Below are 24,048 nucleotides of genomic sequence, written 5' to 3' on the forward strand. Positions count from 1 at the left end.
GTGGTGAGCAAGCGCTTCACCGTCGGCGTCGTCGCGACCGCGGCGGCACTGACACTCACGGTGACAGGTCTGGGTGTGCCGGCCAGCGCCGAGCCTGCGGACCTGCGGACCTTCACCGTGGTCGCCGAGGACGGCGTCTCCGCGGACGCGGCGATCGCCGCGATCCGGTCGGCTGGCGGGACCGTGGTGTCCCGCAGCGACGAGGTCGGTGTGTACCAGGTGACGACCGACCGGGCTGACTTCGCGACGAAGGCGACTTCCGCCGCCGCCCTGATCGGCGCGGCGGAGGAGAAGGCGATCGGACGCAAACCGCGTCTCGACCGCGTCGAGCAGGAGAACCTGCTGGCCGCGGCGGCCGCCAAGGGCGCCGGTAAGCACCGGGGCAAGAAGCTCGACCCGCTGGACGACAAGCTCTGGGGTCTGGAGATGATCCGGGCCGACAAGGCGCGCAAGGTGGAGCCCGGCGACCGTCGGGTCACCGTCGGCGTCCTCGACACCGGCGTGGACGCCAGCCACCCCGACATCGCGCCCAACTTCAACTGGGCGCTGTCGCGCAACTTCGCGCCCGACATCCCGGAGATCGACGGCGAGTGCGAGGTGGCGAGCTGCCTCGACCCGGCCGGCACCGACGACGGCGGTCACGGCACCCACGTAGCCGGCACCATCGGCGCCGCCGCGAACGGTTTCGGCCTCTCCGGCGTCGCTCCCAAGGTGTCCCTGGTGAACCTCAAGGGCGGTCAGGACTCCGGCTACTTCTTCCTCAACCCGGTGGTCAACGCACTGCTGCACGCGGGCAGGTCGGGCCTCGACGTGGTCAACATGTCGTTCTACGTCGACCCGTGGCTCTACAACTGCACCGCCAACCCGGCCGACTCGCCGGAGGCCCAGGCCGCGCAGCGGGCCACCATCAGGGCCGTGAAGCGGGCCCTGACCTTCGCCCACAACCGGGGCGTCACCCTGGTCGGCGCGCTCGGCAACAACCACGAGGACCTGGGCGATCCGCGTACCGACGTCTCCAGCCCGAACTACGGTGACGTCGCGCCGTACCCGCGGGAGATCGACAACGACAGCTGCTGGGATCTGCCCACCGAAGGGCCGCACGTCATCAGCGTCTCCGCGGTCGGCCCCTCCGGTAAGAAGGCGGACTACTCCAACTACGGCACCGAGCAGACGGCTGTCGCCGCGCCGGGTGGCTGGTTCCGCGACGGCTTCGGCACCGACACGTTCCGTACCGACGCCAACATGATCCTCTCCACCTACCCGAAGAAGGTCCTCCAGGAGGAGGGCGCGGTCGACGAGGACGGCAACATCGTGGCCGGCGCCGAGACCTTCGTGTTCAAGGAGTGCAAGGCCAACGGGGAGTGCGGGTACTACACCTACCTCCAGGGCACCTCGATGGCGGCACCGCACGCCTCCGGGGTGGCCGCGCTCATCGTCAGCCGCTACGGCAAGCAGCAGGGCCGCAGTGGTTACGGCATGGCGCCGGACCTGGTCGAGCGGCAGCTCCTCCGGACGGCTGCCGAGCGGGCCTGCCCGGAGCCTCGGCTGGTGAGCTACGTCAACGAGGGCCGGCCGGCTGAGTTCGACGCCTACTGCGACGGCTCGCGCAGCTTCAACGGCTTCTACGGCCACGGCATCATCGACGCGTACGCGGCGGTGACGGTCAAGCCCGGCCGGTAACCGGGCCGGGACGCAGACGTCCTGATCGGCAATGTGGTGGCCGGGCTGGAACCTCTCAGCCCGGCCATTACGCGTCCTGATCGCCGGTGGGCTGGCCCGTCCTGATCTGCGGGCTGGCCCGTGTTGACCGGCTGGGTGGTGGGCGGCCTGGGCTGATCGGCGGTCTGGTCCTCCGGGTTGGCCTCCCTCGGCCCGGTCGGGCGTCACCGGCGCCATCCGCGCTCCCGGCGGCAGGTCAGGTCAGGGCGGTGGCGATGGCGGTGGCGGCGGCCAGCACCTGCGCACCTGTCGCCTCGGCGTCCAGCGGCGCCAGGGCCACCACCCCGACGCTCGCCTCCAGGCCGGGCACCCCGATCACCGGCGCGGCCACCCCGTACGCGCCGGGTTGCAACTCACCTGCGGTGCTCACCGGGCCGGCGTCGCCTGCCCGACCGGCCAGGATGGCCCGCCCGGCGGCACCGCGCTCCAGCGGGTGCCGGGCCCCGGTCCGGTACGCGACGTGGAACGACGTCCAACTCGGCTCGACCACGGCCAGCGCGACCCCCTCGCCACCCTCCACCACCGTCAGGTGGGCGGTGGCTCCGGCCTGTTCGGCGAGCCGCCGCAGCGCGGGCAGCGCACCCTCGGCGAGCAGCGGCTGGGCCCGCCGGGCCAGGTGCAGTACCCCGACGCCGAGGCGCAGTCGGCCGTCGGCGTCACGGCGCAGCATCCCGTGCCCGGCCAGCGGCCCGACCAGCCGGTAGACGGCGGCCCGACCGATGCCCAACTGGTTCGCGGCCTCGGTGACTGTCAGACCGCCGGGGATGTCCGCCACCAGGTGCAGCAACCGTAGACCCCGGTCCAACGTCTGCGACGCCTCCCCGCCCGGCACAGACCCACCGGCCGGAGGTCGCTCAGGCGTCGACCCGCCCGGCACCGGCCCGCCGGGCACCCCCGGTGGTGGGGTGGCGCCGGGCGTCGGTGGAGTGCTCACGACCAGCAGCGTACGGGCAGTGGGTGGCCGTCGGCAGGTGCCGGCCGGCGGGGTGCTACCAGGCTCCGACCGACCAGGCAACAGCGGACGGCTACCCTTGTACGGTGACGCTACGCCTGTATGACACCGCCACCCGATCGGTGCGGGACTTCGTCCCGCGGGAAGCCGGCAAGGTGGGGGTCTACCTGTGTGGTCTCACCCTTCAGGCGCCGCCGCACATCGGCCATCTTCGCTCCGGCGTCAACTACGACGTGCTGCGTCGGTGGCTGTCCGTCGCCGGTCTCCAGGTCACCTTCATCCGCAACGTGACGGACATCGACGACAAGATCCTGGTCAAGGCGCAGGAGCAGCAGCTGCCCTTCTGGTCGATCGCGTACGCCAACGAGGTGAAGCTCGCCGAGGCGTACCGGGCGTTGAACGTGCTGCCGCCCACGTACGAACCACGGGCGACCGGTCACATTCCCGAGATGCATGACCTGATCGCGCAGTTGATCGAGCGGGGGCACGCCTATCCGGCCACCGACGGCTCTGCTGACGTGTACTTCGACGTGGCTTCCTGGCCGTCGTACGGGGCGTTGTCCAACCAGTCGCCGGAGGACATGCAGTCCGCCTGCGAGGCCCCGGAGCGCGGTAAGCGCGACCCGCGTGACTTCGCCCTCTGGAAGGGCGTCAAGCCGGACGAGCCGGCGGACGCCTACTGGCCGTCGCCGTGGGGGCGGGGCCGACCCGGCTGGCACATCGAGTGCTCGGCGATGTGCTGGCGCTATCTGGGCCCGGAGTTCGACATCCACGGCGGCGGGCTCGACCTGACCTTCCCGCACCACGAGAACGAGTTGGCCCAGTCCCAGGCCGCCGGCCTGCCCTTCGCCAGGTACTGGGTGCATCACGGGCTGCTCAGCATCGGTGGGGCGAAGATGGGCAAGTCGCTGGGGAACGCGCTCGATCTGGCGTACGTCGCCTCGCTCGGGGTGCGCCCGGTCGAGCTGCGCTACTACTACGTGGCCGCCCACTACCGTTCGCGGATCGACTACTCCGAGGAGGCGTTGCGCGAGGCGGCAGTCGCGTACCGGCGGATCGAGGGTTTCGTGACGCGGGCCGTGGAACGGGTGGGCGCGGGCGGTGCCGGCGAGCTGCCCGCCGCGTTCGTCGCGGCGATGGACGACGACCTGAACACCTCGGCCGCGCTGGCGGCGCTGCACGAGGTGCTGCGGGACGGCAACAACGCGCTTGCCGGCGGGGACGATGTGACGGTCCGCACCGCGCTGGCCAGCGTCCGCGCGATGCTGGATATCCTCGGAGTCGACCCTCTCGACCCGGCGTGGACCGGCGGAGCCCGGGCGAGCGACCTCCGTGGCGTGGTGGACTCCCTGATCGCCCTGGCACTGGAACAGCGCGCGCAGGCCCGGGTCCGCAAGGACTGGGCAGCCGCCGACGCGCTGCGGGATCAACTCAAGCGGGCCGGAGTGGTGGTCGAGGACACCCCACAGGGACCGCGTTGGACTATTGGAGAGCATGACTGATGGCCGGCAATTCTCAGCGCCGTGGCCGGCGAGTGGCGTCGAAGGCTAGTGCCCAGAAGGGGTCCGGCGGAAAGAACCGGGACTCCCTCGCCGGGCGTGGCCGGACGTTGCCGGCCGACGAGCGACCCTGGCACAAGGCATACTCCGGCACCGAGAAGCTGCCGCAGCGCACCGCCTGGAAGCAGGAGAAGGAGCGCCGGGCGGCCGCCGAGGAGGGGCGTGCCCCGAAGATCGGTCAGCCGGGCAGCAAGGACACCACCTGGGGCAAGGGTGGCGGCCGGGGCGCGGCCGTCGCGAAGCCGGCCCGGGGCAGGCAGCCCGCCGGGCGCAGCGGACCCCGGGTCGCGCCGGGCCGCAAGTCCAACCCGGCCAAGGACACCCCGGAGCTGCTGGTCGGCCGTAACCCGGTGCTGGAGGCGCTGCGTACCCAGGTCCCGGCGACCGCGCTCTACACGGCACAGGGCATCGACGTCGACGACCGGGTCAAGGAGATCATCCGTACGGCCGCCGACCGGGGCATCGCGATCCTTGAGGTCAGCCGTGCCGAGCTGGACCGGATGACCGGGGGCGTGCTGCACCAGGGCGTCGGTCTCCAGGTGCCACCGTTCGCCTACGAGTCGTTCGACGACCTGGTCGCCGCCGCACTCGAACAACCGGCACCGCTGCTGGTGGCGCTGGACGGGGTCACCGATCCGCGTAACCTCGGCGCGGTGATCCGGTCCGCCGCCGCGTTCGGCGCGCAGGGCGTCTTCGTGCCGGAGCGGCGGGCCGCGGGGATCACCGCCACCGCCTGGCGGACCAGCGCGGGCGCGGCGGCCCGGGTACCGGTGGCCCAGGTGACAAACCTGACCCGGTCGCTGAAGGCCTGCCGGGACGCCGGGTTCGTGGTGGTCGGCCTGGACGCCGACGGGGAGACGGATCTGTACGACCTGGAGGCCGCCGTCGGTCCGCTGGTCGTGGTGGTCGGCTCCGAGGGGCGGGGACTGTCCCGCCTGGTCGGGCAGACCTGTGACCTCACCGTCAGCATCCCGATGATCTCCGAGGTGGAGTCGCTGAACGCGAGCGTGGCCGCCGCCGTCACCCTGGCCGAGGTGGCGCGCCGTCGGGCCGTCGAGGGCTGAGAAACCGGAGAGCGTACGCGAAAAGGGGCGGCCCGCCATCGGCGGACCGCCCCTTCACGGTTGCTACGTCAGATGCGCTGCCCGGTGGCGGCGTGGAAGACGTGACTCTGGCCGGTACGCGGCTTCACGAAGATCGTGTCGCCCATGTTCGGCATGGTCCGCCGGTCGGTACGGACCACGAACCGCTCGGAGGCACCGTCGAGCGCCGCGTGGCCGTAGACGTTGGCGTCAGAGCCCAGGTCCTCGACCAGCTCGACCACGACCGGCATGCCACCCTCGGTCGGGCTGACGATGTCGCAGTCCTCCGGACGGAAGCCCACGGTCACCTTGCCGTTGCCGCCCTCGGAGTTGGCCGCCTCGGCCTGCTCGCGGGTCAGCGGCACGAGCATCTCGGCGAACGCCGCACCCTGCTCGCTGAACGAGACGGTCTTGATGTTCATGGCGGGCGAGCCGATGAAGCCGGCGACGAAGACGTTTGCCGGGGCGTCGTAGAGCGTCCGCGGGGTGTCGACCTGCTGGAGCACACCGTCGAGCATGACCGCCACCCGGTGACCCATGGTCATGGCCTCGACCTGGTCGTGGGTGACGTAGACGGTGGTGATGCCGAGCTTGGCCTGCAGCGACGCGATCTGCGTACGGGTCTGCACCCGCAGCTTGGCGTCGAGGTTCGACAGCGGCTCGTCCATCAGGAAGACCTGCGGCTCCCGGACGATGGCCCGGCCCATCGCGACCCGCTGGCGCTGACCACCGGAGAGCGCCTTGGGCTTACGGCTGAGGTACTCCTCCAGCTGGAGCAGTGCCGCCGCCTCCTTGACCCGACGGTCGATCTCCGACTTGGAGGTCTTGCGCAGCTTGAGCGCGAACGCCATGTTCTCGTACACCGTCATGTGCGGGTAGAGGGCGTAGTTCTGGAAGACCATCGCGATGTCGCGGGCCTTCGGCGGCAGGTGGGTGACGTCCCGGTCGTCGATGTAGATCGCGCCGTCGTCGACATCCTCCAGGCCGGCGAGCATGCGCAGGCTGGTGGACTTACCACAACCGGAGGGGCCGACGAGGACGAGGAACTCGCCGTCGCCGATCTGAAGGTCGAGCTGGTTGACCGCGGGGCGTTCGGTGCCCGGATAGATCCGGGACGCCTTCGCGTAGGTGACCGTAGCCATGAGGGGACGCTTCCTTTCACCGGCAGGAACGTGCCGGACGATCCGAGTGAAGGAGCAACCGGCACGGAAGCTCCGTACCGGCGCCACGGCCGGCGCGGGGCGAGCCCGTGTCGGCCGTGTCACTGCACGGTAAACGGCTTTCGCCGCAATGCCAAGGTCCGCGGTGGCCCGGTACTTCCGAAGCATTCGCATTCCGGTCACTCGGGCACGCTCGGACACGAATCGACGCCCACACGTCGGGATGTTGACGTTTCCCATGCTCGGGAGCCATGCCGAGCAGGAAAACCGGACGCCTGTCGCTATGCTGACCACGACACAACGCCCCTGTAGCTCAGCTGGCCAGAGCACCCGCCTTGTAAGCGGGATGTCGCCGGTTCGATCCCGGCCGGGGGCTCCATCTTTATCGCGCATGGCACACCGGGCGGACATCTCGGCGTGGCCGGGTGTTCAGACGGGCCGGTTAGGCTCCGCCTCCACCCGTCCCGCCGAGACCCGGCACCACGACCAGGGGCGTCCGCCACCGTGCACCACGCCAACCACTACTACGGGCACTCCCACGTGCTGGCCCGCTACTGCGGCCTCGACGACCGGGATCCGCCCCGTATCCACGGCTACCTCCAGCACGGTTGGAACATCGGCGACGGGATGGCCTACGACCACGAGTTCGTGCCGGGCGTACCGCTGTTCCTCTGGTCGGAGCGGACCCGGCGGCGGGCGTGGTCCCTCGGCCGCCGACAGACGTACGTGGTCGGCGCCCCGTGGGCGTACCTGCTGGCGCTGGAACCGGACGGTCCGCCCCAGCGGGAGGGGACCATCTGGTACCCGTTCCACGGTTGGGAGGGGCAACAGGTAGTCGGCGACCACGGCCGGCTGATCGACGAGATCCGCGCTGTCGAACCGGGCCCGGTCACCGTCTGCCTCTACTGGCAGGAGTACCTGTCGACCCGGGTGCGCCAGCACTACGAGCGGGCCGGTTTCCGGGTCGTCTGCCACGGATACCGGGGCGGCCGGTGGCGGGACCTTGACCCGGGTTTCCTCCACCGGCAACTGGCCGAGCTGCGCCGACACCGCCGGGTCGCCTCGAACCGGCTGTGCAGCGCGGTCTTCTACGGCATCCTGGCCGGCTGCGAACCGGCCGTCTACGGCGACCCGATGCACCTGGCCGGCGAGGTGCCGATCTGGGGCGGCCAGCCGCGGATCCGCAGGCAGTGGGCGGACCTGCACGGCCCCCAGGTCGATCCGGCGGTCGCCCGCGCCCTGGCCGTCACCGAGCTGGGTGCCGACCGGCTGCTGCCCCCGGCCGAGCTGCGCCGGTTGTTCCGCTGGCCCGATCCCGCCGACCGGCACCGCACGGAGGTCGACACATGAGCGAGCGACAGCGAGCGAATCATCAACTCTGTGCGCTGGTGCCTCATGGCGGCCCGCAGCGCAGCGGAGGGCGGGCATGAGCGAGCGACAGCGAGCGAATCATCAACTCTGTGCGCTGGTGCCTCATGGCGGCCCGCAGCGCAGCGGAGGGCCGGCATGAGCGAGCGACAGCGAGCGAATCATCAACTCTGCGAGGTGCACCTGCTCGGTGGCGAGATGCTCGCCTGGTCTGATCTTGACGGCGCACACGGCCCGGGCCCGGTACGCGGACCGGAACTGGCCGCCCTGCTGTCCGTCGCGTCCGGCCGCACGCTGGTGGCGGGGCCGCACCACCCGCACCTGCTCGACGCGCTGCCCTCGACCGACCTGACCGTGCTGGTGCGGGGACTGCCGGACGCCGAGTCCCTGGCCGCCCGCTACGCGGGCAGCCCCGGGGTGCGGGTCTGCTGCGGTGGCCCCGAGAAACTCGCCGGCACGCGCCCGTACGACACGGTTGTCGCCCTGGCCGGGCTGGACCGTCTCGCTTCGGTCGAGGGTGCCCAACTGTCCTGGGGCGAGGCGTTCGACCTGCTGGTATCGGTGCTGCGGCCCGGCGGTCGGCTGCTGCTCGGGGTCGAGAATCCGCTCGGGACGCACCGGTTGCTGGCGCCGTCGCCGCCGGGCACCGACTCCGACTGGGCGGCCCTCGGCGAGTACGACGACACCCGGCCGGCCGGTCCGGCCCGGCTGCGGGCCCGGCTCACGGCGTCGGGTCTGCGGGTCGGCGGCACCTGGGCGGCTTTCCCGTCCCCCCTCGCGCCCACCGCCCTGCTCGGCACGGACCTGCTTGCCGACCCGCACCTGACCGGCTTCCTCCAGGCCGTCCTCAGCGACCGGGCCGTCAACAGTGACGGCGGGGGCGGGGCGTGCGCCCCGGCCATCGGACCCGACGGCCCCGTGCCGACCGCACCGCTGCTGGTCGACCCGGGTCGGCTTGCCGGATCCGCTGTCCGGAACGGGATCGCCGTCGAACTCGCGCCCGCCTGGGTGTTGCTCGGCGAACGCCTGCCGGATCTGCTCACCCCGGCTGATCAGCCCGCCGCGCGCGCCCGTTCTGAGGCCGACCTGGCCGGTGCGGCGGCGCCTGCGGCACTACTGATGCAGGACGGCCGGCTCCGGGAGGTGGGCCGGGATCCGGCGGGCGGGTGGCGGTTCGCCGACGGCGAGGCCGTTCCGTCGGGGCGTACCGTCGAGGATCTGGTGGTGGCCGCGTCGATGCGGCGGGACCTGCCGGCGGTGCGGGCGCTGCTCACCGGCTGGCAGTCCGGTGATGCGGCGGGGATGCCCGCGGACGCCGTGGTCGTCACCCCGGCCGGCACCTGGCACGGTCTGGTCGAGCCCACCGAGCCGATGCTGGTGCTGCGGCGGCTGGCGTCCCGGCTTGTCGACGCCGGACTCGCCGACCTCTGGCCGGCCGGTGAGCTGGCCGCCATGCTGACCACGATGGCCGGTCGGGAGCCGGGAGCATCGGTCGACCACGTGGCAGGTGCGGTTGCTGGCGGATGGCGGGAACTGCTGGCGGACCGGGACCGGCTGGCCCGCGAGCTGTCCGAGTCGCGCGCGCTCCACGGATGGTACGAACGGACGTTGACCGAGCGTGACGACGAGTTGAAACGGCTGCGCCGGATCGTCTCACTGCTGCACGGCACCCCCACCGCACGGGCCGGCCGTCTCCTGCTGGCCGGTGCCCGCACCGCCCGCCGCACCGCCCGTTCCGCCATCCGCCGCCTCCACCCCACCGACTGACCCGACCCGGTCAGGGTGGGGGGAGGAGGGAGTCGTAGCGGGATTCGAGGCGGCGGGTCTGGTGGTGCAGGTCGAAGTCGGTTTCGGCGCGGTGCCGGGCGGCCTTGCCGAGTTGGTCGCGCAGCGAGGCGTCGGTGAGCAGGCGGCGGAGGTTGGCCGCCAGGGCCGGGCGGTCGCCTTCCGCACAGAGCAGGCCGTTCGACTCGTGGGTGACCGCCTCCGGGATGCCACTGTGGTACGTGGACACGACCGGCACGCCGAGACTCAACGACTCCAGGATCGTGGTGGGCAGACCCTCCGTGTCGCCGTCCGAGGCGGTACGCGACGGTGCCGCGAGAATCCGGGCCTCGGCGATGTGCCGCATCACCTCGGGCGGTGCCAGCGCACCGGCGAACGTGGCGTCCACGCCCAACTGTGCCGCGCGGAGGCGTACCTGGTCGTGCAGTGGCCCGGCGCCGACGAGCAGCACGCGGGGGCGCAGCTCCGACAGCATGCCCAGCGCCTCGACGAGATCCTCGACCCCCTTCTTCTCGACGAAACGCCCCACGAAGACGACGTCCCACCGCTTCGGCCCGGTCGCCGGCTCCGGCGGCACCGGCACCCCGGTGTGATGTACGCGGACCTTGTCCGGATCCGCACCCAGCTCCACCGCCCGGTCCCGGATCGCTCCGGAGACGGCCAGGATCAGCGCGGCCCGGCCGAACACGGTCCGTAGGTTCCGTCGGTGCCGGGCACCGCGTGGTCCGGGTGCCGCCGCCTGCCGGGTGACGTCGAGACCGTGCAGGGTGACGACAAGCGGGATGCCCAGCTCGACGGCGGTACGGCTGACCAACCAGCCGTCCCCGCCGAAGTGGGCGTGCACCACGTCGGGCCGTAGCCGGGCCAGCAGCCGACGCAACCTGGGCGAACCGCCGGTCAGCCGCAACCGCAGCCACTCGCGGCGGCCACGCGGCGTGTCCGGGCACAGCACCACGTCACTGTCCCGGGACAACGGTGAGGGCACCCGGACGGCACCCAGATAGAGCGGGCGCCAGGTGGGCAGCGCGTCGCCCTGGTTGCGGATGAAGGTCTCCGAGCCGGGTAACAGGCAGCTGCGCCAGATCACGGCGACCCTATCGCCGGACATCGGCCCCGATCTCCGCCGTCCCGGCCCGCTCCTCGGCGTGGGTGCCGACCGGGAAGGCGACGTCGGCCCGGGACCCGTCGACGGCCACCAGGTCGTCCGAGGTGGCCTGGCCACCTCGCCGGCCACGGCCGAGGATCAGGTCGCGGACCCGGTGCCGTAGCTGCGGTGGGAGCAGCCAGATCTGGAGGAACGTCAGGTAGTCGACGACGCCCGGCCGGCCGTGCCGGCGGGCCTCGGCGAGCAGCAGCCGGAAGACCCGGAAACTGCGCGTGGGCGCGGCCATCGAGCTGATGATGCTCATCGTGATGGCCGCGTACGCCCGTGGGGTGATCAGTGGTCGGATGCCGCGCAGCCACTCCAACTGCGCCTCCCACGGCGAGCTGAGGCTGATCCGTGGCCGGTCCTCGTCCTGGTGCCAGAGCACGAGCGGTTCGGCGGCGATGAGCAACTCGACATCGGGGTGGCTGATCGCCCGTACGGTCCAGTCCAGTTCCTGCTGCCGGCGCAGACCGACGGTGAACGGCACCCGGCGCAGCAGCTCGGTCGGCGCCATGATGGTCGAGGTCTGAATGAACCCGTCACCGTGGAACAGCCCGCGCCGAAGGGTGAGGTACTCGCAGATCGGCTCGCCCGGCTCCGGCAGCCGCCGGGGCATCACGAACTGCGCCCGGGGCGTCTTGTTGACCAGCCGACTGGCGATGATCGGGCTGCGCACCGTCGCGCTGCGGGCCAGCTCAAGCTGGACGGCGAGCTTTGTGGGTAGCCACTCGTCGTCGTCGTCGAGCAGGGCGGTCCAGGGGGCGAGCGCCTCGCGTACGCCGGTGTTGCGGGCGTTTGGCGCGCCACCCTTGCCGGGCAGCTCCACCACGCGCAGTCGGGGATCACCGATCTCGGCGAGGGCCTTGCCGGTCGCCTCGTCGGGACCGTCGACCACGACGATCACCTCGATGTCGGTGACGGTCTGCGCGAGGACGCTGCGGACCGCGCGGGTCACCAACGCCGGGCGGGCGAAGGTGGGGATGACCACGCTGACCTCGGGTGTGGATGGCATGACCACCTGCTCACTCGTGCCGACTACGACGTGCGCGCACGGTGACGCTAGGGGGCGTGAGCGGCCCCGAGGTGAATGCCGGGCAGCGATCAGACGTACAGCGGCGGTCGTCGGGTGGGGCTCGCCGGACCGGGCCCACCGGGCGGGCGCGGCGGGCGACGTCGCTAAGGTCGCCGCAGGTGACGTACGGAGTGGTGCGGCGGAGGGACGGTGGGCGATGGCTGACGCGGGCCTGGTGGTCGAGGTCGCGGGTGCGGTGGCCACGGTGGTGATCCGCAATCCTGGCCGGCGTAACGCGATGACTCCGGCCATGTGGCGGCAGCTACCGGTGCTGCTCGACGGTCTGGAGGTCGACCCGGCGGTACGCGTCGTGGTGCTGACCGGTGCCGACGACACCTTCTGCGCGGGTGCGGATCTTGGTGATCTGGACGAGCTGCTGGCGGCCGGTGACGGCAGCATCGCCGTCGTGGCGGAGGAGCGGCTGGCCACCTTCGCCAAGCCGACAGTGGCCGCCGTCCGTGGTGCCTGCGTCGGTGGCGGCTGTCAGCTGGCGGTCGCCTGTGACCTGCGGATAGCCGCGGTCGACGCGCGTTTTGGCGTACCGCCGGCCCGGCTGGGGCTGGTCTACCCGGCGCCCACCACGCACCGGCTGTCCCGGCTGGTCGGCCCGGCAGCGGCCAAGCACCTGCTGTTCACCGGCGAGTTGGTGGACGCCGACCGGGCGTTGCGGATGGGCCTGGTCGACGAGGTGCTGCCCGGTGCCGACCTGGCCGCCCGGGTCGACGGGCTCACCGGCGTGATCGCCGAGCGTTCGCAGCTCAGTGTCGCCGCCGCCAAGGAAATCGTCGACGGTCGGCCGGACGAGGGTCGGATGGCCTGGTGGCACGGGCAGGTGCGGGCCAGTGGCGAGGCTCGGGAGGGTGTGGCGGCCTTCCACGAGCGTCGCGCACCACGCTTCGGGTGGACGCCGCCCGCCCGACGCTGAAGCGGCGGACCGGGGCCGGCGGGCGCGGCACCGGGGAGATGTTCCCCGACGCCGCCCCCTGTGCCCGCCGGCCGGTCCGTCACCGCTCGGCCAGCGCCGCCCAGCTCGGTACGACAGGTACGCGCCGCAGCGGCATGCCCGCCTCGGCCGGCGTCCGGTCCCCCTTGCGCTGGTTGCAGGCGTAGCAGGCGGCCGTCGTGTTCTTCCAGGTGTTCCGGCCGCCGCGCGAGCGGGGCAGGACGTGGTCGATGGTGTCGGCCGGCCCGTCGCAGTACGCGCAGCACCTGCCGTCACGACGTAACACCCCGGCCCGGGACCAGGCCGGCCCGGCGCGCATCCGCCAGCGGGTCACCACGTAGCGCACCAGCCGGACCACCCGGGGCACCGGAAAGACCCCGATGACCCGGTCCGGCACCGCCTCGTGGATCTCGGCGACCCGGCGGCAGAGCATCCGGATCGCGTGCTTGACGGTGACCCGGTGCAGCGGGCCGAGGTCGGCGTTGATGACGAGGACGGCGTCCACCGGTGTCTCCCTCCAGGACGGTGACGGACGTACGGGCGGACGGCGACGAGCCGCCCGGTCCCGGGTGCGGGTGGACGGCTCGGCGTGCGGCGGTACGCGTCAGCCTTGGCGGCCACCCTGGGGGCGTTCGGTGCGCCAACCGCCGAGCATCCGCGAGCCCGGCCACACCGCCGACCTGGCGGTGGTGACGTGGAACCTCGACATGACGGACTCCCGGAACGGCTGTTGACCTTGCGCGATCACGGTAGGTGCGGTCGAGGTGAGGCGGCAACGCATTTCGATGGCCGCGCCGGCAGCGAGCGACGGCCGGGCCGGGACCTGGAGGTCAGCGCCGGGCGAGCAGACCACGCGGCCGGATCGAGTGCAGCGGCTCGGCCGCACCGCCCTCGGCACGCAGGATGTGGTTCGCCGCGAGGACACCTGTGGCCGCCGCGCGTTCCATGAGCGCGCTGGGGAATTCGGTGCCGATGCCGTCGCCGGCCAGATAGAGACCTATGGCGTCGGTGCGGACACCTGGCCGTCCGGTGTGGCCACCCGGCGCGAAGGCCGGCGCCTTCGCCTCGACCCGGGCGCGCACCTCCCGTACCCGCAGCCGGGTCGTCTCCGGCCAGAGCACGGCAAGTTCGGCCCGCATCCGTTCGGCCAGGTCGGCGGCGGGCACGTCCGGTTCGCAGGCGTACGCGTGCAGCTCGATCACCGAGCCGCCGGTGCGTTCGGCCCACTCGCGGGACTCGCGTTCCAGCCGGTGGTAGAGCGTCACCGAGTCCAGGGTGGCCTGTCGGGACACTCCACTGAAGATCGCCCGTTCGGGGGCGACGTCGCCGTCGCACCAGTAGCGGGCGACCGCGTACGGCGGGCCGGGCCGACCGTACGCGGGCATCGCCGCCACCACTGCCGGGGCCTGCTCGGCAAGCGACGGTGACGCCGCGACCAGGGCGGCGAGGGCAGGCGGGTCGACGGCGAGCACCACATGTCCGGCTTGGTACGTGCCCTCGGTGCTGCACACCTGCCAGCCGTCGGCGTCGCGGTGCAGGCCGGTCACCGGCTCGCCGGTGCGGATCCGGCCGCCGTGGCCCTCGACGTGCCGGGCCAGCGGCCCCCAGATCGCCGTGGCGTAGTCCTCGTCGGGACAGTCGAAGGCCAGTCCCTCCGGGTTGCCGAGCAGGTAGAAGTGGAACTGCGCGATCATCTCGGCGGCCGACATGTCCGCCTCGTGGTTGAAGAACGAGTGGGAGAAGACCTCGAAGAGCATCGCCCGGGCCCGGTCGGGCAGGCGCAGCGAGTCGAGCAACTCGTCGGCGGTGGTGTGGTCGAACTCGGCGTAGGTGCGTACCGGGTCGTACGTCAGCAGTGGCAGGGCCGCGTCCCGGTCCATTCCGCGCAGATCCCGCAGGCGCAGGCTGGGGCTGCGGGCGAGCAGGGTGAGCAGGTTCGCCGGCGGCGCGGGCGGCAGCCGCCCGAACTCCTCGGTCGGCCACTCGGCGCTGAGCACCGGATAGCCGGGGACCGGCCGCAGGAAACGCAGTGCCGGGTCGATCCGGCGCAGGATGTTCCGCCAGTTGTAGTACTGCCGGAAGAAGGCGTGGAAGCCGTGCTCGTTGACCTGGCAGGTGCCGTCGGCGAGGGTTTCCGGCCAGGCACCGAGCCGGCCGCCCAGGGTCGGTGCGGCCTCCAGCACTGTCACCTCGACGCCGCGTTCGGCGAGCACCACCGCCGCTGACATGCCGGCGATGCCGCCGCCGACGACCACCGCGGTGACCGGGCGCGGCACCCGGGGAGCGCCACCCCCGCCGGGGTCGACCAGGTGCCGACGTACGCCGATGAGCCGTCCGGCCAACTGCGACAGGGTCATGGGGAACCTCCCCGATCAGTGTGCTCTCCCGTTCATGGGAGGCAACGGCGGGGGCGGTCGGAGGCGGGCCAGACGTAGTCCAGGTCGTCGGGGACGTCGTCGCCGAACAGCGGGCGGTAGTGCGCCGGATCCTTGCGGAGCAGCGACGAACGGTGGCTCAGATGCACCTCGGTCCGGCCGAGCCACGGCGGCAGCTCCCCGCCGACGGCGAGTTCCTGCTGGGTGCGGACCTGCTCGACGCCGCAGGCGGCGGCCAGGTCGACGGCCAGCGTGGTGGCGCAGGTGTCGGCCCGGCCGGCCGCGCACCAGACCGCACAGACGTCCAGCCCGTACCGGGTCAGGGCCTCCTCGTACCCGGCCCACATCTTCACCGCCGGGTGGTTGCGCCAGCCGTAGGTGGGGCGGGTCAACCCGCGCAGCACCTGGATCGCCTCCACCCGCTGTTTGCCGAGCCGTCGCTGGTCCAGCGTCCGGGCGCTGGCCAGAAAGTCCGGGTACGGCAGGAAGGTCTGCATGCCGCTGCCCTACCCGTCGTCGGCCCGGACATGCCGTGGCGCGGCAGCCACGATCATGACGGGCTGCGCGGGCTGCGACCGGCTGACTACCATGCGGGGCATGGCGGAGCCGCTGCTGGATCGGGCCCTGCGGGCCGGCCGCCGGTTGCGGGTCAACGGGGAGTCCCGGGCACACTACGTGATCTGCGGGCAGGATCCGCTCGCCTACTGGGTGGTCCGGACGATGCTCGCCGGAGAGACACAGGCCGGCCGGGTACGGATCACCCTGATCGTGCCGGACCGTCGGCGTTCTCCCGGGCCGGACGGCCGGGACCTGCCGGGCATCGAGGTGATCCGGGCCGACCGGCTGGACGAGGTCACCTTCCGGCGGGCGGGGCTCGTCGACGCCGCCGGGCTGGCCCTGCTGCATCAGGACGACGTGGGCAACATGCACGCCGCGCTCTGCGCACAGGAGGTGGAGCCCCGACTGCGCCTGGTGGTGCGGATGTTCAACACCGGCCTGGCCAACGGCGTACGGCAGATCTTTCCCGACTCGGCGGTGCTCTCGGACGCCTCGATGGCCGCACCGGCCTTCGTGGCCGCCGCGCTCGGCGAGGTCGCGCCCACGCACTTCCGGCACGGCGGGCGCACCCTCTACGTGGCCCGCCGCGACGACGTACGCCCGAGCGAGATCGTCTGCGGGGTGGCCGACACCCGCGACAACCAGCAGGATCTGGTGCTGCCCGCCGACGACCAGGATGCCGACGTGGTGCTCGCCGAGGCCGTCGGCCGGCCGGCCGGCACCGAGCTGGCGGCGCGGCGGCTGGTCCGGGCGCGGCGACGGCGTCGGCCGGTGGCGATGGTGCTCCGCGCGATCCGCAGCTTCGCCACCCGGAAGATCGGGATCGCGGTGCTCGTGCTGCTCGCCATGGTGGCCGCCCTGGGTGGGCTGTACGCCAGCGCGGCGCACGTCGGCTGGGGCGACGCGCTCTACCTGACCCTGGTCACCACCCTGACCGGGCAGGATCCGGACACCGGCAAGTCGGCCGCCGAGCAGGTCATGCAGGTGGTGCTCAACCTCGCCGGGCTGGCGCTGATTCCGCTGATCACGGCGGTGGTGGTCGACGGGGTGGTCCGGGCCCGGCTGGCCATGCACACCGGGCGGATCCTGCCCGAGCGCTCGGGGCACGTCGTGGTGGTCGGGCTGGGCAACATCGGTACCCGGGTGATGGCCCAGCTCAACGACTTCGGCGTCGAGGTGGTGGCGATCGACAAGAGCGCGGACGCGCGTGGCGGCGGGCTGGCCCGGCGGCTCGGCGTACCGCTCGTGGTGGGCGACGCGGCGCAGGAGGAGACGCTGCGGGCCGCCTCGGTGGCGACCTGCCAGGCGCTTGTGGTGGTCTCCACCGACGACGGGGCCAACCTGCGGGCGGCGCTCAACGCCCGGGCCCTCGACGACCAGCTTCGGGTGGTGCTGCGGCTCTTCGACGGCGATTTCGCCGAACGCGTGCAGCGGGCCTTCGGCATCGGGACCTCACGCAGCGTCTCCTACCTGGCCGCACCGTCGTTCGCCGCCGCCCTGCTGGACCGGGCGGTGATCGCCACCATCCCGGTGGGCCGGCACGCGCTTCTGGTCACCGAGGTCCCGGTGGCCGCCGGCTCGGACCTGGACGGTCGGACGCTCGCCACTGTCGGGCGGGCCGGCAGCGTACGCCTGCTCGCGCACGCCCGCGCCGGCCAGCGCCTCGACTGGTCACCGGACCCACGAATGGTGATCGTGGCGGGTGACCGGCTCACGGTGGTGGCCCGCCGCGCCGGCCTGAACGCGTTGCTCCGCGAGGTCGCGCCACCGGAGCCTTCCCCGCCGTCCGGCACACCGGTACCGCGCGAAGCGACGGAGTGACCCTGTCAGCGGCGGGCTGACCGGAGGGCGTACCAGGCGGCGCCGAGGGCGAGCACGCCGAAGCCGGCGAGCACGCTGGCCAGCGGCAGGTTGACGGCGAGCAGTACGCAACCGAGCAGCCCCGCCACGGCGAGTGCCTGCACCGGCAGCTTCCGTTCCGGTTCCCGCCCCAGGGTCAACGCCGCGGCGTTGGTGATGGCGTAGTAGACGAGCACGGTGCAGGCGGAGAAACCGATCGCCCCCCGCACGTCGCCGAGCACGACGACCAGGATCACCACGGCCGCCACCGCCAGCTCGGCCCGGTGCGGCACCTGGTGCACGGGATGCACGGCGGCCAGCCCGGCGGGCAGGTCCCGGCGGCGGGCCATCGCCAGCGTGGTGCGACCCACCCCGGCCAGCAGGGAGAGCAGCACCCCGGTCACCGCGATCGTCGCGCCGGCCCGCACCACCCACTCCAGGCCGGGCAGCCCGGCCGCGCCCACCACGTCGGCCAGCGGTGCGGCGGAGGCGGCCAGCCGGTCCGCGCCGAGCACCCCGACGGCCACCACCCCGAGGATCAGGTAGATCACCAGCACCAGACCGAGCGCCAACGGCACCGCCCGGGGGATGGTGCGCTGTGGATCGCGCACCTCCTCGCCGAGGGTGGCGATCCGGGCGTACCCGGCGAAGGCGAAGAAGAGCAACCCGGCAGCGGTCAGCACGCCTCGGGCCGAGCCGCCGGGCTGGTCGATCCGGTCGATCGAGACGCTCGTCGCGCCCGCCACGGCGACGAGTGCGAGCACGGCGAGCACCAGCAGCACCAGGATCCGGGTGGCGGCGGCGGTCTTGCCGATACCGCGCAGGTTCACCGCGGTCACCGCGACGACCGCCAGCACCGCGACGAGCCGGGCCTGCCCCGGCCAGAGGTACGCGCCGATGGTCAGCGCCATCGCCGCGCAACTGGCCGTCTTGCCGATCACGAAGCCCCAGCCGGCGAGGAACCCGGCGAACGGGTTCAGCCGCTCCCGGCCGTAGACGTAGGTGCCGCCGGACTCGGGATAGCGGGCGGCCAGCCGGGCGGAACTTGTCGCGTTGCAGAACGCGATGAACCCGGCCAGGGCCAGGGCGACAAGCAGCCCGGTGCCGCCCGCCGCCGCGGCGGCCGGGGCGAAGACCACGAAGATGCCCGCGCCGAGCATCGACCCGAGCCCGATGACGACGGCGTCCGGTACGCCCAGCCGGCGTGCTAGCTGCTCCACAGCGGCACCCTAGCGGTGCCTGATGAACGGCCCGTCCCACTGCCGGAGGCGACCGGGCAGCGGCAGGTCGTCCCAGGGCACCCGGTGCAGCAGCCGGTCCAGCAGCAGCCCCAGCAGCAGGGCGGCCAGCCCGTCGGTGAGCCAGTGGAAGTTGAGGTAGGTGGTGGTGACCAGCAGGATCGCCGGTGGCGCGTAACGAACCAGCCGGTACAGCCCGGTGGGCAGCCGGCCGACGGTGAGCGAGACCAGCAGCAGGGCGATCACCCCGTACCAGACGATCGCGTTGGCCACGTGCCCCGACGGGTACGACATCGAGTAGGCGCCGGCCGGCAGGTGGTTGAAGATCTGCACGGCCTCCTCCGGAGCCAGGAACGGCTCCCTGACCGAGGCGGTGGGTGCCGCTCGATCCGTCCAGAGCTTGAGTGGGCCGATTGTCACCATGGTGACCAGGAGGGCGCCCGCGACCAGCAGGAACGGCCGGATCGTCCGACGGCGCCAGGCCACCGCCACCGCCAGTGCACCGGAGAGCGGCAGCAGCAGCCCGCCGCCCTGACCGAGCAGGTTGAACACCCGGGCGGTCCAGTACAGCGGGGCCGGGTCGTGGGTGAAGGCCCACTCGCTGACGGCGAGGTCGAGACCGAGCAGGTGACCCCGGGCCAGCGTGGCGGTGAGCGCCACGAACCCGGCCAGCAGTACGGCGTCGAACCACCAGCCGGCCGGGCGTACCGGCGCCAGGCGGACTCTCCGGCGTACCGATGTCGTCTCCCGCACCCCGATCACGCTACCGGCCCGCGCGGTGCGTCCGGTGGCCGGCGACTGTGGGCCGAGCCACGTAGGGAGGCGTTCCGGCGGAGGAAACGTCAAACTTGACGCCGTGCGGATCACCTCGGCCCTCGTCGACCCGGCGTTGCTCGACCTTCCCTGGTCGACACCGCTGGAGCAGTGGCCGGCTGAACACCTGGTCGCGCTGCCGCAGGGCATCTCCCGGCACGTGGTGCGTTTCGTGCAGTTGGGCGGGCACGTCTACGCGGTGAAGGAGACCGGCGAGCGGGTGGCCGAGCGGGAGTACGACCTGCTGCGCGCCCTGGAACGGATCGACTTCCCGTCGGTGAAGGCGGTGGCGATCGTCGCCGACCGGGAATCCGACGCCGGTGAGCCGCTGGACCCCGTACTCATCACCCGTCACCTCCAGTTCTCCCTGCCCTACCGGGCGCTGTTCTCGCACACGCTGCGGCCGGGGACGATGGGACGGCTGCTCGACGCGCTCGCCGCGCTGCTGGTCCGGATGCACCTGACCGGCTTCTTCTGGGGCGACTGCTCGCTGTCGAACACGCTGTTCCGCCGGGACGCGGGAGCCTTCGCCGCGTACCTTGTCGACGCCGAGACCGGCGCGTTGCGCAGCGTGCTCTCCAACGGCCAGCGTGGCGAGGACCTTGAGATCGCCCGGGTGAACATCTTCGGTGAGGCGCTCGACCTTCAGGCGGCCGGCCTGCTGCACGACTCGATCGATCCCGAGGTCGTCTGCGAAGAGGTGGTGCAGCGCTACGAGCGGCTCTGGCACGAGATCACCTACGAGCAGCAGGTCGAGCGGGAGGCCCGGCGCGACATCGAGGGGCGCATCCGTCGGCTCAACGAGATGGGCTTCGACGTGGCGGAGGTGGCCATGTCGACGATCGACAACGGCCGGTACCTGATCCGGCCGAAGGTGGTCGACGCCGGGTACCACCACCGGCGGCTGCTCCGCCTGACCGGGCTGGACGCCGAGGAGAACCAGGCCCGCAAGCTGCTCAACGACCTCGACGCGTACCGGGCGGAGAGCGACCTGACCGACGAACAGCAGGCCGCGCACCGCTGGCTGACCGAGGTCTTCGAGCCGGTTGTCCGGGCGGTACCCACGCATCTGCGGCGGAAGCTGGAGCCACAGGAGCTGTTCGCCCAGATCATCGAGCACAAGTGGCTGCTCTCCGAGCAGGCCGGTCGGGACGTCGGGATGCGCCACGCGGTGCAGTCGTTCCTGTCGGACGTGCTCGTGCACCGCCCCGACGAACAGGCGGTCCTCGGCGTGGAGATCTCGGCGGGCTGACCTGCTGCCGGCTCACTCGACCCAGGTGCCGGCCCGCATCACCCGGACGATCTCCAGGTCGTCGTCGAGCACCACCAGGTCGGCGCGGAGCCCGACCTGGAGGGTGCCCACCTGGTCGCCGAGGCCGACGGCTAGGGCCGGCGTGGTGGACGCCATGCGTACCGCGTCGGGGACCGAGACCCCGGCGGCGACCGTCCTGCGCAGCGCCGCGTCCATGGTCAACGTGCTACCCGCGATCGCCCCGTCGCGGGAGAGGCGGGCCACTCCGTCAGTAACTGTCACCGCCTGGCCACCCAACTCGTACTCGCCGTCCGGCATGCCGGCGGCCGCCATCGCGTCGGTGATGAGGGCACACCGTTCCGGCCCGGCGTTCGAGGTGGCGAAGGTCAGTGTCCCCTCGTGCAGGTGCACTCCGTCGGCGACCAACTCGCAGATCACGTTCGGTGCGGTGAGCAGCGCCACCACGGGGCCGGGCTCCCGGTGGTGCACCGGGCGCATCCCGTTGAACAGGTGGGTGCCGACGCTCGCGCCCGCCGCCACGGCGGCGCGGGTCTGCTCGTACGTGCCGTCGGTGTGCCCCACCGCGGCGACCACCCCGTGCCGGGTGAGCAGTTCCACGGCCTCCAGCGCGCCGGCCCGCTCGGGGGCGAGGGTGACCATCCGGACCGCCCCGTCGCCGATCTTGATCAGTTCGGTCAGCTCGTCGGTGGACGGGTCCCGCAGGAACTCCGGATTCTGCGCGCCGCATCGGGCGGCGGAGAGATACGGCCCCTCGTAGTGGATGCCGGCCAGCACGCCGTCGCGGACCAGCGGCGCGAACGCGGCGGTGGCCGAGCGCATCAGCTCGAACGGCGAGCTGACCAGGCTGGCCAGCAGGCTTGTGGTGCCGTGCCTCAGGTGGAACGCGGCGGCGGCCCGCGCCTGCCCGGCGTCACCGGTGGTGAAGGTGTGCCCGCCACCGCCGTGGCTGTGGATGTCGACGAAGCCGGGCACGATCCAGTGCCCGTCGCGCACCGACGGGTACTCGGCGACCGCACTGATCCGGTCACCTCGGACCTCGACGCAACCCTGCGAGATCACCCCGCCGGGCGTCACCACCTTGCCGTTCACCCGTAGGGTCATGGCGTCTCCAACTTGTCGAGGGCGAGTAGGGCGGCACCGAGGCAGCCCGCCTCGTCGCCGAGGACGGCCGGGACCAGTCGCGGCTCCCGGTGGAAGGTCAGCCGGTCCCGCAGCGCGGCACGCAGCGGGTCGAACAGACCGGCGCCGGCCTGGGCGAGGCCACCGCCCAGGACGATCGTCTCCACGTCGTACAGGGCCTGGCCGGTGGCGAGCCCGTCGGCAAGTGCCTCGACCGCCTCTCGCCAGACCCGGGTGGCCAACTCCTCGCCGCCCGCCGCCCGCGCGGCCACCTCGGCGGCAGTCACCATGGTCCGTTCCGGGCCGGCGTCGGCGGCGGACCCACCGTCCGATGTCGTGCCGATGAGTTCGGCGTAGCGGCGGGCGACGGATGAGGCGGAGGCGACGGCCTCCAGGCAGCCCCGCCGTCCGCAACCGCAGACCGGCCCGTCCGGGCGGACCAGGATGTGACCGAGTTCCCCGGCCGCGCCGTGCGCACCGGTGGCGGCCGAGCCGGCCACCACGTGCGCGGCGGCGATGCCGGTACCGATCGCCACGAAGAGCACGTGCCCGGCGTCGCGACCGGCGCCCAGCCGCGCTTCGGCGAGGCCACCGGCGCGCACGTCGTGGCCGAGCGCCGTGGGCAGGCCGAGCCGAGCCGACGCCAGGTCGCGCAGGGGTACGTCCCGGAAGCCGACGTTCGCCGACCAGACCGCCACGCCGTGCGCCTCGTCCACGACGCCCGGCACCACGATGCCGAGCGCCGTCGGGGTGAGCCCGTCCGCCCGCGCCTTGCCGGCCAGCCCTTCGGCCACCGTCAGGATCGTCTCGACCACGGCGTCGGGACCGCGCTCGGCGTCGGTGGGGTGTCGTTCGGCATGCCGCACCGCACCGTCCGCCCCGACCAGGGCGCACTTCATCCCGGTGCCGCCCACGTCCAGCGCGACGGCGACCTCTCCGCCGTTCACCGCCACCGCGTCACCTGACACCTCGACGCGACCGGAACCCCACCTGGACCTCGCCGCGACGCCGCAGACGTTCCTGGCCGCCGCACCTGTGGCGAGGAGATCACGTGAGCACCACGGAGCGGCTCAGGTGCCGGGGCGCGTCGGGGTCGAGGCCACGGCTGGTGGCGAGGGCGACGGCGAAGCGTTGGGCCAGGATCAGGTCGGCCATCGGGTCGACGGGGGTACGCCCGGCCGCCCACCGGCCGAGCACCGTCCGGTAGCCGTGGGTGCGGCTGTGGGCGAAGGACGCGCCGGTGGCGGCGACGTCCTCGGGCAGCCCGTCGGGCAGCTCGCCGAAGGCCCAGACCAGCCGGCCCGGGGCGGCCACCGAGATGGGGCCGTGCCGGTAGTCCATCGCGGGGTACGCCTCGGCCCAGAAGGTGGCGGTCTCGCGGCACTTCAGCGCGGCCTCCTGGGCCAGCCCGACCGTCCAGCCGCGACCGAGGAAGGTGACCTGTTCGATCAGGCTCGGATCGATCGGCAGCGGGGCCCGGACGGCCACCTCCGCGTCGGCGACCAGGGCTGTCATGTTGTCGCCGAGGTGGGCGCGGAGCAGCGCCAGTGCGGTGGTGGCGAAGCGGGTCTGCACCACTGAGCGTTCGTCGGCGAACGGCATGGTGACGGCGGCGTCCGCGGTCTCCACCACGGGTGACGCGGGGTCGCCGACCAGCACCGTGGTCGGGACGCGGCCACGCAGCCCGGCGAGCAGGTCCAGTACCTCGGTGGTGGTGCCGGAGCGGGTGATCGCCAACAGCCGGTCGTAGCGGCGGCCGGCGGGAAACTCGCTGGCCTGGAAGGCATCGGTCTCGCCCTGGCCGGCGGCCTCCCGGCGGGCCGCGTACGCCATGGCCATGAACCACGACGTGCCGCAGCCGACGACGGCGACCCGCTCACCGGGGCCGGGGAGGCGGTCGAGCATCGCCGGAGCCAGCTCGCTCGCCTGTCGCCAGCAGTCCGGCTGGCTCGCGATCTCCGCGTGGACGTACGCCATGGGAACTCCTCGGAGGCGGAGCCTTGCTCATTACGGCTCGTTAATCCCGTCTTTCGCGCGCCATTCTGC

Annotated in this window: 20 protein-coding genes and 1 tRNA gene; 9 read left to right on the forward strand and 12 right to left on the reverse strand. The window is 72.6% G+C overall.

Going from position 1 to position 24,048, the window contains the following annotated elements; translation table 11 throughout:
- The first annotated feature begins 3 nt into the window (after positions 1-3).
- Complete coding sequence (locus CLT74_RS24230; RefSeq protein WP_099849143.1) at positions 4-1,680, forward strand: S8 family serine peptidase; 1,677 nt, start codon at positions 4-6, stop codon at positions 1,678-1,680.
- A gap of 235 nt (positions 1,681-1,915) precedes the next feature.
- Here the strand turns inward: CLT74_RS24230 and CLT74_RS24235 are convergent, their stop codons facing one another.
- Positions 1,916-2,596, reverse strand: a complete 681-nt coding sequence (locus CLT74_RS24235) for an IclR family transcriptional regulator (protein WP_486582758.1) — start codon at positions 2,594-2,596, stop codon at positions 1,916-1,918.
- A 161-nt stretch (positions 2,597-2,757) separates the two neighbouring features.
- Here CLT74_RS24235 and cysS point away from each other — a divergent pair, with 161 nt between their 5' ends.
- Positions 2,758-4,173 (forward strand): cysteine--tRNA ligase, encoded by a 1,416-nt coding sequence (gene cysS, locus CLT74_RS24240; RefSeq protein ID WP_099849148.1) that lies wholly within the window; start codon positions 2,758-2,760, stop codon positions 4,171-4,173.
- Positions 4,173-5,294: a 23S rRNA (guanosine(2251)-2'-O)-methyltransferase RlmB gene (gene rlmB, locus CLT74_RS24245; protein ID WP_099849150.1), complete on the forward strand. Its 1,122-nt coding sequence runs from the start codon at positions 4,173-4,175 to the stop codon at positions 5,292-5,294. Before cysS ends, rlmB begins: the two co-directional genes overlap by 1 nt.
- Before the next feature lie 68 nt (positions 5,295-5,362).
- Here rlmB and CLT74_RS24250 read toward each other — a convergent pair whose 3' ends face one another.
- Positions 5,363-6,454 (reverse strand): sn-glycerol-3-phosphate ABC transporter ATP-binding protein UgpC, encoded by a 1,092-nt coding sequence (locus CLT74_RS24250; protein WP_099849153.1) that lies wholly within the window; start codon positions 6,452-6,454, stop codon positions 5,363-5,365.
- Between the two features lie 320 nt (positions 6,455-6,774).
- On the opposite strand from CLT74_RS24250, the gene CLT74_RS24255 reads away from it, so the two are divergent.
- From CLT74_RS24255 to CLT74_RS24265, 3 genes are all read left to right on the forward strand, one after another.
- Positions 6,775-6,851, forward strand: a tRNA-Thr gene (locus CLT74_RS24255).
- A 125-nt stretch (positions 6,852-6,976) separates the two neighbouring features.
- A complete protein-coding gene (locus CLT74_RS24260; RefSeq protein WP_099849156.1) occupies positions 6,977-7,822 on the forward strand; it encodes a hypothetical protein in 846 nt (281 codons plus the stop codon).
- Between the two features lie 156 nt (positions 7,823-7,978).
- Positions 7,979-9,607: a hypothetical protein gene (locus CLT74_RS24265; protein ID WP_143697206.1), complete on the forward strand. Its 1,629-nt coding sequence runs from the start codon at positions 7,979-7,981 to the stop codon at positions 9,605-9,607.
- 10 nt (positions 9,608-9,617) lie between these two features.
- Here the strand turns inward: CLT74_RS24265 and CLT74_RS24270 are convergent, their stop codons facing one another.
- Together CLT74_RS24270 and CLT74_RS24275 are read right to left on the reverse strand one after the other, a co-directional pair.
- Entirely contained in the window at positions 9,618-10,733 is a 1,116-nt protein-coding gene (locus CLT74_RS24270) for a glycosyltransferase (protein ID WP_099852788.1), read from the reverse strand.
- Positions 10,720-11,784: a glycosyltransferase family 2 protein gene (locus CLT74_RS24275; RefSeq protein ID WP_486582557.1), complete on the reverse strand. Its 1,065-nt coding sequence runs from the start codon at positions 11,782-11,784 to the stop codon at positions 10,720-10,722. The genes CLT74_RS24270 and CLT74_RS24275 overlap by 14 nt, the downstream gene beginning before the upstream one ends.
- Before the next feature lie 217 nt (positions 11,785-12,001).
- Here CLT74_RS24275 and CLT74_RS24280 point away from each other — a divergent pair, with 217 nt between their 5' ends.
- A complete protein-coding gene (locus CLT74_RS24280; protein ID WP_099849160.1) occupies positions 12,002-12,769 on the forward strand; it encodes an enoyl-CoA hydratase/isomerase family protein in 768 nt (255 codons plus the stop codon).
- 79 nt (positions 12,770-12,848) lie between these two features.
- Here CLT74_RS24280 and CLT74_RS24285 read toward each other — a convergent pair whose 3' ends face one another.
- The 3 genes from CLT74_RS24285 to CLT74_RS24300 all read right to left on the reverse strand — a co-directional run bounded on the left by CLT74_RS24285 (position 12,849) and on the right by CLT74_RS24300 (position 15,659).
- The gene (locus CLT74_RS24285) at positions 12,849-13,292 is read right to left on the reverse strand and encodes an HNH endonuclease (protein ID WP_099849163.1); all 444 of its coding nucleotides are present in this window, start codon (positions 13,290-13,292) and stop codon (positions 12,849-12,851) included.
- 325 nt (positions 13,293-13,617) lie between these two features.
- Positions 13,618-15,144 (reverse strand): FAD-dependent oxidoreductase, encoded by a 1,527-nt coding sequence (locus tag CLT74_RS24295; protein WP_099849170.1) that lies wholly within the window; start codon positions 15,142-15,144, stop codon positions 13,618-13,620.
- A gap of 32 nt (positions 15,145-15,176) precedes the next feature.
- Complete coding sequence (locus CLT74_RS24300; RefSeq protein ID WP_099849173.1) at positions 15,177-15,659, reverse strand: MSMEG_6728 family protein; 483 nt, start codon at positions 15,657-15,659, stop codon at positions 15,177-15,179.
- Positions 15,660-15,750: 91 nt separating this feature from the next.
- Here CLT74_RS24300 and CLT74_RS24305 point away from each other — a divergent pair, with 91 nt between their 5' ends.
- The gene (locus CLT74_RS24305) at positions 15,751-17,541 is read left to right on the forward strand and encodes an NAD-binding protein (protein WP_099849177.1); all 1,791 of its coding nucleotides are present in this window, start codon (positions 15,751-15,753) and stop codon (positions 17,539-17,541) included.
- Between the two features lie 5 nt (positions 17,542-17,546).
- Here CLT74_RS24305 and CLT74_RS24310 read toward each other — a convergent pair whose 3' ends face one another.
- Positions 17,547-18,779, reverse strand: a complete 1,233-nt coding sequence (locus CLT74_RS24310) for an APC family permease (RefSeq protein ID WP_099849180.1) — start codon at positions 18,777-18,779, stop codon at positions 17,547-17,549.
- Between the two features lie 9 nt (positions 18,780-18,788).
- On the reverse strand, positions 18,789-19,550 hold the full coding sequence (locus CLT74_RS24315) for a phosphatase PAP2 family protein (RefSeq protein ID WP_099852791.1): 762 nt from the start codon (positions 19,548-19,550) through the stop codon (positions 18,789-18,791).
- A gap of 103 nt (positions 19,551-19,653) precedes the next feature.
- On the opposite strand from CLT74_RS24315, the gene CLT74_RS24320 reads away from it, so the two are divergent.
- Entirely contained in the window at positions 19,654-20,862 is a 1,209-nt protein-coding gene (locus CLT74_RS24320; protein WP_099849183.1) for a DUF4032 domain-containing protein, read from the forward strand.
- Between the two features lie 12 nt (positions 20,863-20,874).
- Here CLT74_RS24320 and nagA read toward each other — a convergent pair whose 3' ends face one another.
- The 3 genes from nagA to CLT74_RS24335 form a co-directional block, all read right to left on the reverse strand.
- On the reverse strand, positions 20,875-21,984 hold the full coding sequence (nagA, locus tag CLT74_RS24325; protein ID WP_099849186.1) for an N-acetylglucosamine-6-phosphate deacetylase: 1,110 nt from the start codon (positions 21,982-21,984) through the stop codon (positions 20,875-20,877).
- Complete coding sequence (locus tag CLT74_RS24330) at positions 21,981-22,955, reverse strand: ROK family protein (RefSeq protein WP_099849188.1); 975 nt, start codon at positions 22,953-22,955, stop codon at positions 21,981-21,983. The genes nagA and CLT74_RS24330 overlap by 4 nt, the downstream gene beginning before the upstream one ends.
- Before the next feature lie 94 nt (positions 22,956-23,049).
- On the reverse strand, positions 23,050-23,979 hold the full coding sequence (locus tag CLT74_RS24335; protein WP_099849190.1) for a sugar isomerase: 930 nt from the start codon (positions 23,977-23,979) through the stop codon (positions 23,050-23,052).
- Positions 23,980-24,048 lie beyond the last annotated feature (69 nt).

It is taken from the genome of Verrucosispora sp. CNZ293 (assembly GCF_002754655.1).

Excerpts from the sequence above, each read along its gene's own strand:
- CLT74_RS24250 (WP_099849153.1), bottom strand. The coding sequence starts at position 6,454 with ATGGCTACGGTCACCTACGCGAAGGCGTCCCGGATCTATCCGGGCACC.
- CLT74_RS24280 (WP_099849160.1), top strand. The coding sequence starts at position 12,002 with ATGGCTGACGCGGGCCTGGTGGTCGAGGTCGCGGGTGCGGTGGCCACG.
- rlmB (WP_099849150.1), top strand. The coding sequence starts at position 4,173 with ATGGCCGGCAATTCTCAGCGCCGTGGCCGGCGAGTGGCGTCGAAGGCT.
- CLT74_RS24335 (WP_099849190.1), bottom strand. The coding sequence starts at position 23,979 with ATGGCGTACGTCCACGCGGAGATCGCGAGCCAGCCGGACTGCTGGCGA.
- CLT74_RS24275 (WP_486582557.1), bottom strand. The coding sequence starts at position 11,784 with ATGCCATCCACACCCGAGGTCAGCGTGGTCATCCCCACCTTCGCCCGC.
- nagA (WP_099849186.1), bottom strand. The coding sequence starts at position 21,984 with ATGACCCTACGGGTGAACGGCAAGGTGGTGACGCCCGGCGGGGTGATC.
- CLT74_RS24270 (WP_099852788.1), bottom strand. The coding sequence starts at position 10,733 with ATGTCCGGCGATAGGGTCGCCGTGATCTGGCGCAGCTGCCTGTTACCC.
- CLT74_RS24265 (WP_143697206.1), top strand. The coding sequence starts at position 7,979 with ATGAGCGAGCGACAGCGAGCGAATCATCAACTCTGCGAGGTGCACCTG.
- CLT74_RS24305 (WP_099849177.1), top strand. The coding sequence starts at position 15,751 with ATGCGGGGCATGGCGGAGCCGCTGCTGGATCGGGCCCTGCGGGCCGGC.
- CLT74_RS24300 (WP_099849173.1), bottom strand. The coding sequence starts at position 15,659 with ATGCAGACCTTCCTGCCGTACCCGGACTTTCTGGCCAGCGCCCGGACG.
- CLT74_RS24295 (WP_099849170.1), bottom strand. The coding sequence starts at position 15,144 with ATGACCCTGTCGCAGTTGGCCGGACGGCTCATCGGCGTACGTCGGCAC.